This is a genomic window from Candidatus Cloacimonadaceae bacterium (genome assembly GCA_030693415.1).
Taxonomy (GTDB): domain Bacteria; phylum Cloacimonadota; class Cloacimonadia; order Cloacimonadales; family Cloacimonadaceae; genus JAUYAR01.
The window spans coordinates 17,788-29,770 of record JAUYAR010000089.1 but is presented as its reverse complement, the minus strand read 5'-3'; the positions used below and the strand labels follow the sequence as shown (position 1 = coordinate 29,770).

The following is an 11,983-nucleotide window of genomic DNA, read 5'->3' as shown; positions in this document are numbered from 1 at the left end:
AATCGTGTCTTCGATTCACTCAAGCAAATGATGGCACACATGGTAGACGTGTTTGGAGACTTGACTAACGAGACTGTTTCATCGTTGTGCCATTGCAGTTATCTTGATTTATGACATTACAAAATAAACTTTGTATAACTTATTGATGTATAATGGGCTGGAATCCCGCCTCCGCGGGAAAGACAGTCTGGATTTTGGGTGTTTTATGTTGAAGTCCGGTAGGCTTCAGGCTTGGTCAATTTCCAAAACTCCGACATCGGGAGAAAATGAAAAAAGTCTGACGAAAGTAGGTGCTTTGAGGGTGATTTCGAAGTCAAGGAATATGGTGATAGTTGATAGTAATATTCATATATAATACGGAGACAAATGCTTGATTGACATGGTGTTGTGAAATATCCAACAGTAATGATTGACTCGCGTCGCCCCTATATATATGAGAGCTTGTTTTTTTTCGAAAAAAAAGAGATGAGAGATGAGATAGGGGCGCGATGGAAAGCATGCCTGTTTCGGCAGGGATCCATCGGCGCCCATAGATATAGCTCTGGTCAGGGCTTTGCTGTCTATTTCCTGGAGATATTTACCTGTGAGATCCTGATGAAGGGAGCTTTGAAGCTGCCGTGGTTAAATTGTTCTGTGGAGACGGCTTCGATGTGGCTGAAGAGATCGATGATATTGGCGCTGAGCATGGTCTCGCTGATGGGATAGAGGATCTCGCCGTTTTCGATGTAATAGCTGTTTTTGATCACTCCGGAGAAATCGCCATTGGCGTTTGGACTGCCGGATGAGATTCGCATGCAGAGGATGCCGCGTTTGACGCTGCGGATCATCTCCTCCAGAGGGACGTCTCCGGCTTCGATGACGAGGTTTCCACAGGGTCCGGTGCTGCGGGTCATGCCAGTTTTGTTTGCGGTATAGAGCCCTATGGGATAGTGTTTTAACACACCTTTTTCAATAATCGGAGCATCAGCAGAAGGGAAGCCGTCCTGGGTGAAACCTCCGCGGTTGCAGAGCGATTCATCATTTGGGCAATTGCGCACCGTGAGCTTTTCGCTGAAGATCTTTTGGCCCAGATGATCCGGGAAACGGGTACTTTTGGTCAGGAATCCGGAATCACCCAGGTGGGATGCGATCAGGTCTGAGAGGATATAATAGCCCTCAAACGGAGCGAAGATGACGTCGCCGCTAAAGTTTTCCGGGATGCTTTGGGTTTCGGTCTGCTCGGTGATCTGTTGGATCAAGCTCTCGGACATGTTGACCGCCATCAGTTCGCTGTCCAGATCCGCCCGGGAATAGAAGGTATAGTTCATGGAGGACATCTTGCGGCCTTCTTTGGCGGTGAAGATGGTCATGAAATGATAGCCGCCGGTCTGCTGTTCGTAGTCTACACCATTGCTATTCAGATAATAGGCGAATTGGTTGATGTGGGTGAGGCGGGCGTCAAATTCCACCTGGGGATAACGATCTTTCATCGCAGCGATGAATTCCTCAAGCCGGGAAATGATCCTGTCCGTATCCGGTTCGATGGGTCCGATCTGCCAGACGCGTGCTTCCTGCATCGGGGAAATGTCGTTGGCAGGATCCGGCTCTGCGGATTCTAGGGAGGTCATGATCCCTTCGATTGCCTCGAGGATGGAGGCTTCGTCCAGTTGATTGATCGTGGCGGTGGCATGTTTGGCGTCACGGATCGCCTTGAAACTTAGTGCATTACTCTGAGTGCTGCGGAGCAGGTTCAGTTCTTTGAAATTGACGTTATATTCATCCTTATCCGTCTGTTCAAAGCTGAGAGATACCTTGGCGACTCCCTTGTCCAGCAGGGCTTTGAGAGCAAATGGCATCATCTTGCGGGTGTTCATGATCTGCCTCCGATATTGATCTTGCATTTGAGGGCGGGGCCGCCCATGCCGACGGGGATCTGTTGTTTTTTACCGCACATTCCGGCACAGAGCCATTGCATATCGTCCGAGATCATCGTGATGGTTTTGAGCATGTCGAAAGCGACGCCGGCGATGGTGGTTTCCTTGATTGGCCTGGCCAGCTTGCCGTTTTTGATCTCATAACCGCGGGTGATGCCAAACATAAATTCGCTGGTGGAATCCGCCTGTCCGTTTGAGGGATCGATCAGATAATAGCCGTCCTCGATGGAGGCGATCATATCTTTGATCTTGTCCTTGCCGGGCACGATCATGGTGTTGCGCATGCGGATCAGAGGTTCATCGGAAAAGGCATAGGCGCGGGCGTTTCCGGTCAGGGGAAATCCCAGTTTTTGGGCGCTTTCCTTGTTGTGCATATAGTTTTTGAGGATGCCGCGCTCGATGACGAGACAGTCCTGCGCTTCGGTGCCTTCGTCGTCGATGAAGACGGGCACCGGGCAGAGCTGATCGTTCCAGGTATTGGCGACGTCGATCAGAGTGACCAGCGGGCTGGCTACTGGCTGATCCATGTATTCTCCTGCGATGGAGCCATTGAGCACCAGATCCGCTTCCGTGGTGTGGCCGATCGCTTCGTGGGAGAGGATGCCTGCGAGGTCTGAATCCAGCACGCAGTCGAAGGTTCCGGCCCGTGCCCAGACGGCTTCTTTCTTTTCCATCAGCTCACGATAGACGCGGTCGATGAGTTCATAATGTTCGCTGGGATCCTCAAAGTGATCCTCCCATTCTCCGAAACCGCCAGCGAGTTCATAGTGCCGGATCGGTTCGCCGTCGTGATCAATGGACATCCAGACGACGATGATGGCGCGGGGAGTCATGCCGAGGAAGCCTCCACCGTCTGTGGTGAGGATCTGCTTTTGCATGTCGAGCTGGCCAAAATTGACGCCGCGGGAGCTCAGATCAGGGTATTTTTCTGCGATATAGTCATCCAGATGCTTGAGATATTCGATCTTTTGGGCGATGCTGGCGCGGGCTTTGGTGGTGAAAAAGAGATATTCGCCTTGAGCGGATCTTTGCGGCAGGATGATCCGGGGCTTGCCCACCTTGGAATCCAGCAAAGCGGCATTGGCGGCTGCTTTTTGGATCACTTTGCGCATAGCGTCTTCGGAGATCAGGGGTGAGCTGGCCAGTCCCCAGACACCGCGCAGGAAGGTCCTGCACATGATTCCACCGCTGGAAGATGTGTTGTTTTGCACCAGCGATCCATTGAGAAAGCCGATATTGGCAGTGCGGTTTTCCTGCACCTTCAATTCGGCATAGCCCACTCCCGAAGGGAGCAATTGTTCCAGTGCCAATGTACGCATCGGCGCCTCCTCTTGTATTTATATTGGTGTTTGAGGGGCGAATATGAATCCGCCCCGTCAATCAGTTTTATCTAATGATCAGTCTAATTCAGGATAAAGGGGAAACTGCTCTGTGAGCGCGCGGACTTCCGGTTTGATGGACGCGAGGATTTCTTCATTGTCGTGATTGTCGCGCACTTTCAGGATCAGATCCGCGATGACTTTCATCTGGGCAGTGCCCATGCCACGGGTGGTGACGGATGGCGTTCCGAGACGGATTCCGGAAGCCACAAAGGGGGAGCGGGTATCGAAGGGAACGGTGTTTTTGTTTGCCGTAATTCCCGCCAAGTCAAGCGATTCTTCCATCTTTTTGCCGCTGGGTCCGCCGGATTCTTCAGGACCGAGATCCATCAGCATGAGGTGGGTGTCCGTGCCGCCGGAGACAAGCTTGAAACCGTTGTCCATCAAGGCTTTTGCCAGTGCCTGGGCATTGTCCAGCACGCTCTGCTGATATACTTTGAAGGCGGGCTGCAAGGCTTCGAGGAAGGCCACCGCTTTTCCGGCGATGGCGTGCATCAAAGGACCGCCCTGGATGCCGGGAAACACCTTGGCGTCGATATCTTTGGCATATTCGTCCTTGCAGAGGATGAGCCCGGCACGCGGACCGCGCAAGGTCTTGTGAGTTGTAGATGTCACCACATCCGCGTAGGGAACCGGGTTTTGATGCAATCCGGCTGCCACGAGCCCCGCGATGTGTGCCATATCAACCAGGAATTTGGCACCCACGGAATCGGCGATCTCTCTAAATTTGACAAAGTCTATCTTCCGCGGATATGCAGATGCGCCGGTGAGAATCATCTTCGGTTGATGTTCCTCCGCCAGACGGGCAATCTCCTCATAGTCAAATTGCTCGCTATCGGGATTCACCTTGTAGTGGATGATGTTATAGAGCTGTCCGCTGAATGAAAGCGGATGACCGTGTGTGAGATGTCCTCCGTGGGAAAGTTCCAGGGAAAGAACGGTTTCGCCCGGTTTGACGAGCGCAAAATATGCCGCCATGTTTGCCTGTGAACCGCTGTGGGCTTGGACGTTGGCATGTTCGGCACCGAAAAGCAGCTTGGCGCGTTCGATGGCGAGGCGTTCGACGTCGTCCACATGTTCGCAGCCGCCATAATAGCGCCCATAGAGTTTATAGTTGATCTGTCCGGTTTTCTTGCTCCAGCGGTAGGGATAGCCCTCCGCGTATTTGTTGGTGAGCACGGAGCCCTGGGCTTCCATCACTGCCAGGGAAGTGAAATTCTCGCTGGCGATGAGTTCCAGGTTCTCGCGTTGGCGTTTCAGTTCCGCAGAGATCGCGGCATACAGTTCGGGGTCATATTGCATGATGTGTTTCATGACCTTTCTCCTTCTATTTTACTAATTTTGTTGATTCTGTTTTGATGTCTTCCGCCTTCGAAAGCCGTTTGAATCCATGCTTTGGCAATGTCTATGGCATAGGGGACGGCGGTGAATCTGCCTGCCAGGACGAGGATATTGGCATCATTGTGCATGCGTGAAAGCCGTGCAGTGTCCGTGCAGTTGCAAAGCGCGGCGCGAATGCCGGAAACCTTGTTTGCAGTGATGCTCATGCCAATGCCGCTGCCGCAGATGAGGATTCCTTTTTCGCAGATGCCTTCGGATACAGCTTTGGCGGCGGGAAAACCGCTATCAGGATAATCCATCGAGGCGGTCGAACCGGTGCCGAAATCCATCCATTCATGCTCAGGGAAAGCTTTTATCAGCGCTTCCTTGAGTTCGAATCCGGCGTGGTCGGATGCTATCGCAAGTTTCATATTTTACCTCCAATCAGGCAGGAAATGGCGATGCAGTAATACTTTGAGGCGGTATTTTGGTTGCTGGTTCGGATCCCGCTTTGTTTGACGGGTTCGGTTAATTGCCCGAGGCTGCTGATTTCGTTCATGGTTTTCCTAAAGTGCTCAAGCCAGCATTGCCGCCAGCGCGATCGAATAGAGCTTGTTCTTCTCGCTGTCTCCTCTCGAAGTAAGCACTGCCGGAGCGCGCGCGCCCATCACGATGGCACAAAGCTCGGAGTGCATCAGCTTGGAGATTGTCTTGTAGAACGTGTTTCCAGCTTCGATATTGGGAAAGAGGATGCAATCCGCGTCGCCGCAGACAACGCTGTCCACGCCTTTGATCAGAGCGCTTTCCTTATCGATGATGAGGTCAAAGCCAAGCGGTCCTTCCACATAGGCGCCTTTGATCTGACCACGCGAAGCCATTTTGGAAATGAGGGCGGCATCCGAGCAGGATGGGATCTTTGCCAGGGTCTGTTCCGAAGCGGCTTGTAGCCCCACCTTGGGCTTTTCGATGCCGAGAAAATGGGCGGTTTTGATGAGGTAGTTGGTGATGGCGATCTTTTGAGTCAGATCCGGCAGCGGAATGATCGCACAGTCTCCAAAGATCAAGAGCTTGTGATAGTTAAGCGGTTCCCCCACAGTGATGTGGGCAAGAGTGGAGCCCGGATCCATGAGTCCCTTTTCCTTGTTCAGGATGGCTCGCATATAGCGGTCTGTGCTGAGCAGCCCCTTCATCAGAAAGTCGCCTTCGCCGGCATTGATGAGTTCGCAGGCTTTGGTGGCGGCGCTCATATCGTTGGCGGAGTGCACGATTTTGAGCATCGAGCAATCAATGCCCAGTTCTTCGCACACTTTCTTGATGATCTTGCTATCGCCCACGAGCGTGCCTTCGATGATGCCCATCCGCACCGCTTCATGCACCGCCGCGATAGTGTGTTCATCGATTGCCCAAGCTGCCACGACGCGTTTCTTCGGACGCGACAGCAAAATATCAAACATCTGGTCAAGTTTTGTAATCTGCATTTCTATCTCCAATTATGATTTTCATATTTGATCGCAATACCGCTAACTTTCCTTAGGTTCCGACTTTTTCTATCCGTTTGCGGACATTCTTTTGCCCCTGCCAGACGGCAAGACCGGTTTTCAATTCGATCAAGCGCGTTTCCACTTGGTAGTCTCGGCACTTTTTGCCTTTGATCGTCACATCATTGATATTGATCGATCCCTGCAGGATGAAATCCGCCCCCGCTTGAAGGGCAAGCTCTTTTGAGAACATCATCTCCGGGGAAGATTTTCCGGAGCTTACTTCATCGCGAAACTGCAGCAGACGCAGGACTCCGGTATCGAGCAACGCCCGCGTGATGTTTTTGATGAAAGCATCCACAGTAGCCTGCTTTTCGCCATCACTCTCAAAAGACCCCACAATCAGCACCGGCGTGCGCAAATGAATTGATCCAAAAAGCTCCAGCCAGGGATGGGAAATCAGCTCCCGCGCCATTTCTTCAGCGATCACACGGGAATCGGTTTCGCTCCACGCGGCTTCGGCAAAAGCGGGCGTTTCTTCCCCGCCGCGGATCAAACCGCATCCCCAGATCAGCAGATTGATGCCGATGGAAAGCACCCAAATCACTTTTATCATTGTCTATTCCCTTGTTGCCGATTATACTGTGTTATATGTGCAATGTGGACAAACAGGTTTGAAGCGTGAGCCAAAAACTCATTCAGGCAAGAAAGTATGAGGAATTGATATTTGTCAAGTCTAATCTTCGCCGCGTGAACCGAGCCTTGTTTTTTTACTTGCCAGATAGACGGTATATAAATTAAATGAACCAAAATAGCCATAAAGGAGCGTAGCCTTATGCCACTCACATTGTTTGTCGTGATCGCCTTTGCGATATTCGTTATCTCGATCATTTCCAGAGGCTTGATCGTCGTGCGCCAAGCCGAGGTCGTCATCATCGAACGCCTGGGCAGATACTACAAGTCCCTGCAATCAGGAATCCACATCATCGTTCCCATCTTTGATAAAACGCGCCCCATCCACTGGCGCTATAACAAGACGGACTATCGCGGCAACGTCATCGTGGCGCAAAAGATCGAAAACCGCATCGATCTGCGTGAAACGGTCTATGACTTTCCCCGCCAAAACGTGATCACCAGCGATAATGTCTCCATCATCATCAACGCTCTTTTATACTTCCAGATCACCGATCCCTACAAGGCAGTCTATGAGATCGGCAACCTCCCGGAAGCGATTGAAAAGCTCACTCAGACCTCGCTGCGTAATGTCATCGGTTCGCTCACCCTGGATCTCACTTTCACCTCCCGTGATGCCATCAATACCAAACTTCGCGACATTCTGGATGACGCCACGGATAAGTGGGGCGTCAAGGTCAACCGCGTGGAATTGCAGGAGATATTGCCTCCGGAAGAAATCCGCACCGCCATGGAAAAAGAAATGCGTGCCGAACGCGACAAACGCGCGCTCATCCTCAAAGCCGATGGCGAAAGAGAGTATCAGATCCGCGTGGCGGAAGGCGACAAACTCGGAAGAATCGCCCGCGCCGAAGGTGAAGCCCAATCCAAGCTCCTCGTCGCCGAAGCGGAGCGCAAATCCATCAACCTGATCGCCGAAGCCGTCAAAGGCACCGGCACCGATCCCGCGCAATACCAGATCGCCCTCAAATATATCATTGCGTTCCAGGAAATGGTCTCAAAAGGCGATAAGACGATCCTGCTGCCCTACGAATCTTCCGCACTGCTCGGTTCGGTGAAATCCCTCGCGGAACTATTTAAAAAATAAACACATAAGCCATCCGGAAACGCGTCTTTCAGGAAAAGCCCCGGCTTTTCTGATGGGGGTTTTTTGCGTCATCCGGAGCTGAATAAGGAGATCAAAACCATGTCCGAAATTATTTTTGTCAAAGGACGCGAAATCCTCGATTCCCGAGGAAATCCAACCATCGAAGCGGACGTCCATCTGGACAGTGGAGTCGTTGCCCGTGCCGCAGTTCCAAGTGGTGCTTCGACCGGTGAAAACGAAGCCATCGAACTGCGCGACGGCGATAAATCACGCTATCTGGGCAAAGGCACTCTCAAAGCAGTGGACAACATCGATTCCATCATCGCCCCCGGCATCATCGGTCTCGAATCCACTCTGCAGACCGCTATCGACAAAACCATGATCGAGCTGGACGCAACGCCAAACAAGGCAAAGCTTGGCGCAAACGCCATCCTTGCCGTGTCCATGGCAATTGCCCGTGCCAGCGCCATCGAACTGGATATCCCTCTCTACCGCTATCTTGGCGGTGTGAATGCCTGCACCCTGCCGGTGCCGATGAGCAACATCATCAATGGCGGAGCCCACGCAGATAACAACGTCGATATTCAGGAGTTTATGGTCATGCCTTTGGGCGCCAAGAACTTCCGTGAGGCGCTGCGCATGAATGCCGAAACTTTCCACGCCCTCAAATCTTTGCTCAATAAACGCGGACTCGCAACCTCCGTTGGCGACGAAGGCGGCTTTGCACCCAACCTGACTTCCAATGAAGAAGCCCTCATCGTGATCGTGGAAGCCATCACCGCCGCGGGCTACACACCGGGCAAAGACATCTTTATCGCCATCGATGCCGCTGCCTCGAGCTTCTTCAAGGACGGCAAATATGCCATCGACGGTAAGATGCTTTCCTCAGACGAGATGATCGATTATTACGAACTTTTGATCGGAAAATACCCCATCGTTTCGATCGAGGACGGACTCGATGAAAACGACTGGGACGGCTGGAAAAAGCTCAACGCCCGCCTCGGCGCCCGCATCCAAATCATGGGTGACGACCTCTTTGTCACCAATCCTGAATTTATCAAACGCGGCATCGCTGAAAATTCCGCAAACTCCGTGCTGATCAAGCTCAACCAGATCGGCAGCGTCACCGAAACCATCGATGCCATCAATACCGCACACAAAGCAGGCTGGACGACAGTGGTTTCACACCGCAGCGGCGAAACCGGAGATACCTTCCTTGCCGATCTCGCCGTGGCGATGAATACCGGTCAGATCAAGACGGGATCCATCTCCAGAAGCGAACGCGTGGACAAATATAACCAGCTTTTAAGGATCGAGGAAGAGCTCGGCTGCGCCGCATACTATCCGGGCAAAACGGTGATTAAACAGTTGTAAAGCAATGTTTTGATGGATGATTTGATCGGCTATTTGATCAGCATCATTTTGAGATTGAGGGTTTTATTCTCAAAAGAGAGCCGGCAGAGATAGATTCCGCTTGCACAGGCAATGCCATTATCGTCTCTGCCGTTCCAAACGATGGAATGGGAACCAGCGGGGAACAGTGCGGAGCAAAGAGTTTTAACTTTCTGCCCGCGTATGTTAAAAACATCGAGCCGCGTTTCTGTTGCGCGGGGCAGATCAAAGGAGATGGTCGTGTTGGGATTGAAAGGATTTGGATACGATTTCAACGTTGGGCGGGGAACTTTAAGGACGATTTCACTCGTCGGGGATCCGGGTATTGTATTTCGCAGATATGGATAGCCCCCATTTACTTCGTGAAAAAAGTCTCCACTCCAGATTCTGGAAAAATCCCAACCAACGAAAGTATTCGCAGCGTGGGGGAAAACCATTTCCGCGGTGGTTCTGCCTTCGCCGCCGTTGCTATAGGTCATACCGGAACTCTCCATGTCCCAATAACTATTGGTAATATAGCAAATCGTGCGTCCGCCGATCAAACCCCCAACGTAGCTGCCACCACCGGAAACCGCGCCAGTGCTATAGCTGGTTGTCACTGTCGCAGAGGCATAATAGATGTAAATATCGCCGACCAAGCCGCCAACATTGTCGTTTCCCGTCACGTTGCCGGTGCTGTAGCAATTCACGATATGGGAATTGGATAATAACGCCACCAAACCTCCGCCTGTCATAATGGATGCGACCACGTTTGATGAACTACAACTCATATTAATGTAGCTATTTATGTCTATCGATCCTGCCAATCCACCTACGAATGAGTCACCTGTGACCGCTCCTGTGCTGTAGCAATGAGTGACAACGCAATTATCAATGCTAAAACCGACCAAACCGCCAACTAAATGACAACCATCGACATTCGCATTGCTATGGGAATGTTCCACACTACTGAAAGTGGAGATATAACCAGCCAACCCACCAACGAGCCAATCTGCCGTTATGCTGCCCGAACTGTTGCTGTGGCGGAGAGTGGATCGCTCCATATAGCCAATCATCCCACCGACGCTGGAAAGGCTTGATGCCGGGCTTTGACATGTTATGGCAACGGAGCAACTGTCTATCTGACTGCGTATCGCGCTCCCGATTAAACCACCGAGAGCGGTAAAACCTTCGATCGCACTCGCGTTTCCATTGCCATGGCAATTTATGATGCTGGAGTATTGCGAGACCAGACCGACCAGTGCACCAATGTTCGCACCTCCAGTTACATTGAAATCGATCAAGTTCAGATCTCTGATATCCGCAGAGTTTGCCTGTCCAAAGAATCCGACATCTCTTCTTGCCCCGCCACCGATGTAAAGATTCGAGATCGAGTGTCCGTCACCGTCAAAATCGCCTTTCAGCAACGGAATGAAATAGCCTGACAAAGAGCTCATGTCGATATCAACGCTCAGCAAGTAATTATAAGCCGGATTCTGGGCAAACGCCATCAGTGCCAGAATATCCGACGCTGATTGGATGAGATAGCGTCCTGAGTCTTGTACGAGAAAGTCGTTTATATCAAGATTTCTGCCGTTATTCAGCCATTCATTATACATTCCTCCGGGCAAACCTCCGATGCTAAGAGTTGGAACTCCGTTGATTAGAAAAGTATCCATATTGTAATAGCTGTTCACTACTCCGCCATTGACGGTATTGCCGACCAAACCGCCCGGTTTTTCTCCGCTGCAGGTGATTGATCCGGTGCTGTGGGAATTGAGGATTTGCCCTTCGGAAAAGCCAACCAATCCACCAACCCATTTGTTTGCGTTGGCTACGATCACGCAGTCGCTGAAACAACCACTCACCGTTGAAGAACTCATCCAGCCGACCAAACCTCCAATTCCATAGCCTGATGAGTTGGTCCCGCTACCAACGTTTGCAACGACGTAAGAATTCGTGCTGCAGTTGCTAATGGTAGATAGGTAGGACTCTCCGATGAGGCCGCCGATCGTATATAACAAGCCGGTTACTTGGGCAGAGCTATGACAGTTGGTCACGCTGGAATTTTGCGCGTGGCCGATCATTCCTCCGACAGGATCGTTCCCTCTCACCTGCCCGCCTATGACCTGACAATTTAAAATCGCAGAATGATAGGAATGTCCCACTACGGCGCCTGCGGAGTGACCTCCGGTAATATTTGGGTTATTCATCACGATGTTTGAAATATTTGCCTGATAGGATGCGCCAAACAAACCGTAGTAAGCCAAAGAGTTGCGATTGAGGAAAAGGTTGTTGATGGAGTGTCCGTTGCCGTTGAAACTACCGATAAAAGGTTCTGTGGGAGTGCCGATTGTGTTCCAACCCGAGCCCCCGAACCACGTGGAGGTGGGAGTAGCGTCGATACCCTGAGTCATAATATAAAAATACGCCCATCTGCCGGAGCTTTCTGCGATCCAGTAGAGGTTACTCAAATTAGCGATTTGATAAGGATTTGCGGAAGTTCCGGTTCCGCCGCCAGGATGGCTGCCGACCTGGGAGACCAGTCCTGTGCAAATCGCAAGCATAACAGCATAAAAAAAACCAATCGTCTCATGACTACTCCTTGAGCTTTCACACACTCAAAACAACATTCGAAAAGAACGGGCTAAGCTGTCAAGCTTTTTCTAAAACTACTTCTTCATACGTTGTACAGAAAGGACTTGACCGCGGTTGCGATGGGCGTTGTGTAGAACCCATAAA

At 51.4% G+C, this 11,983-nt stretch carries 10 protein-coding genes; 2 read left to right on the top strand and 8 right to left on the bottom strand.

What is annotated here, in order from left to right:
* Window positions 1-560 precede the first annotated feature (560 nt).
* The 7 genes from Q8M98_05420 to Q8M98_05390 form a co-directional block, all read right to left on the bottom strand.
* A complete protein-coding gene (locus Q8M98_05420; protein MDP3114201.1) occupies window positions 561-1,853 on the bottom strand; it encodes a metallopeptidase TldD-related protein in 1,293 nt (430 codons plus the stop codon).
* A complete protein-coding gene (locus Q8M98_05415) occupies window positions 1,850-3,232 on the bottom strand; it encodes a TldD/PmbA family protein (protein MDP3114200.1) in 1,383 nt (460 codons plus the stop codon). The genes Q8M98_05420 and Q8M98_05415 overlap by 4 nt, the downstream gene beginning before the upstream one ends.
* Before the next feature lie 78 nt (window positions 3,233-3,310).
* Window positions 3,311-4,606, bottom strand: a complete 1,296-nt coding sequence (gene glyA, locus Q8M98_05410) for a serine hydroxymethyltransferase (protein ID MDP3114199.1) — start codon at window positions 4,604-4,606, stop codon at window positions 3,311-3,313.
* Window positions 4,603-5,043 (bottom strand): ribose 5-phosphate isomerase B, encoded by a 441-nt coding sequence (gene rpiB, locus Q8M98_05405; protein MDP3114198.1) that lies wholly within the window; start codon window positions 5,041-5,043, stop codon window positions 4,603-4,605. The genes glyA and rpiB overlap by 4 nt, the downstream gene beginning before the upstream one ends.
* Window positions 5,040-5,171, bottom strand: coding sequence for a hypothetical protein (locus Q8M98_05400; GenBank protein MDP3114197.1), 132 nt, complete (start codon window positions 5,169-5,171; stop codon window positions 5,040-5,042). Before Q8M98_05400 ends, rpiB begins: the two co-directional genes overlap by 4 nt.
* A gap of 16 nt (window positions 5,172-5,187) precedes the next feature.
* A complete protein-coding gene (locus Q8M98_05395) occupies window positions 5,188-6,090 on the bottom strand; it encodes a phosphate acyltransferase (GenBank protein ID MDP3114196.1) in 903 nt (300 codons plus the stop codon).
* Between the two features lie 52 nt (window positions 6,091-6,142).
* The gene (locus tag Q8M98_05390) at window positions 6,143-6,706 is read right to left on the bottom strand and encodes a hypothetical protein (protein MDP3114195.1); all 564 of its coding nucleotides are present in this window, start codon (window positions 6,704-6,706) and stop codon (window positions 6,143-6,145) included.
* A 219-nt stretch (window positions 6,707-6,925) separates the two neighbouring features.
* On the opposite strand from Q8M98_05390, the gene Q8M98_05385 reads away from it, so the two are divergent.
* Complete coding sequence (locus tag Q8M98_05385; GenBank protein ID MDP3114194.1) at window positions 6,926-7,870, top strand: SPFH domain-containing protein; 945 nt, start codon at window positions 6,926-6,928, stop codon at window positions 7,868-7,870.
* A gap of 99 nt (window positions 7,871-7,969) precedes the next feature.
* Entirely contained in the window at window positions 7,970-9,244 is a 1,275-nt protein-coding gene (eno, locus tag Q8M98_05380; protein ID MDP3114193.1) for a phosphopyruvate hydratase, read from the top strand.
* A 29-nt stretch (window positions 9,245-9,273) separates the two neighbouring features.
* Here eno and Q8M98_05375 read toward each other — a convergent pair whose 3' ends face one another.
* Window positions 9,274-11,808, bottom strand: coding sequence for a GLUG motif-containing protein (locus tag Q8M98_05375; protein ID MDP3114192.1), 2,535 nt, complete (start codon window positions 11,806-11,808; stop codon window positions 9,274-9,276).
* Window positions 11,809-11,983: the final 175 nt, after the last annotated feature.

Excerpts from the sequence above, each read along its gene's own strand:
- Q8M98_05420 (MDP3114201.1), bottom strand. The coding sequence starts at position 1,853 with ATGAACACCCGCAAGATGATGCCATTTGCTCTCAAAGCCCTGCTGGAC.
- Q8M98_05415 (MDP3114200.1), bottom strand. The coding sequence starts at position 3,232 with ATGCGTACATTGGCACTGGAACAATTGCTCCCTTCGGGAGTGGGCTAT.
- glyA (MDP3114199.1), bottom strand. The coding sequence starts at position 4,606 with ATGAAACACATCATGCAATATGACCCCGAACTGTATGCCGCGATCTCT.
- rpiB (MDP3114198.1), bottom strand. The coding sequence starts at position 5,043 with ATGAAACTTGCGATAGCATCCGACCACGCCGGATTCGAACTCAAGGAA.
- Q8M98_05400 (MDP3114197.1), bottom strand. The coding sequence starts at position 5,171 with ATGAACGAAATCAGCAGCCTCGGGCAATTAACCGAACCCGTCAAACAA.
- Q8M98_05395 (MDP3114196.1), bottom strand. The coding sequence starts at position 6,090 with ATGCAGATTACAAAACTTGACCAGATGTTTGATATTTTGCTGTCGCGT.
- Q8M98_05390 (MDP3114195.1), bottom strand. The coding sequence starts at position 6,706 with ATGATAAAAGTGATTTGGGTGCTTTCCATCGGCATCAATCTGCTGATC.
- Q8M98_05385 (MDP3114194.1), top strand. The coding sequence starts at position 6,926 with ATGCCACTCACATTGTTTGTCGTGATCGCCTTTGCGATATTCGTTATC.
- eno (MDP3114193.1), top strand. The coding sequence starts at position 7,970 with ATGTCCGAAATTATTTTTGTCAAAGGACGCGAAATCCTCGATTCCCGA.
- Q8M98_05375 (MDP3114192.1), bottom strand. The coding sequence starts at position 11,808 with ATGCTTGCGATTTGCACAGGACTGGTCTCCCAGGTCGGCAGCCATCCT.